This window comes from Paenibacillus cookii (assembly GCF_018333375.1).
Classification (GTDB): Bacteria; Bacillota; Bacilli; order Paenibacillales; family Paenibacillaceae; genus Paenibacillus_AQ; species Paenibacillus_AQ cookii.
In genome coordinates, this window is sequence record NZ_BORW01000153.1 from 1 (window position 1) to 252 (window position 252).

The window sequence follows — 252 nt, forward strand, 5'->3', positions numbered from 1 at the left end:
TTTCCGCTACGTTAACTTCCTCGCCTTTATGGCCTTTGTGGGTCGTCGGCTGAACCAGCTCTTTGTCCGTGCCTTCTACCCGATGTTGTACTGTGACTTGTTGTTCGTTTGCTTTATAGAAAATAACGACTTCTTGTTTTTCGTCGGCAGTGAATTTGTACGCAACTTCCGATTTCACTGGCGTGTAGCCATCAATCGATGGTGCAGTCAGCTTGATCTCCTGATCCGTTACGCCGTCCTGCGTTGTTGCGT

The 252-nt window shown here is 48.4% G+C and carries 1 protein-coding gene; it reads right to left on the reverse strand.

The window, feature by feature from the left end:
* Nucleotides 1-252: MucBP domain-containing protein (locus KI367_RS26980; RefSeq protein ID WP_212953365.1), on the reverse strand; the 252-nt coding region annotated here is incomplete at both ends.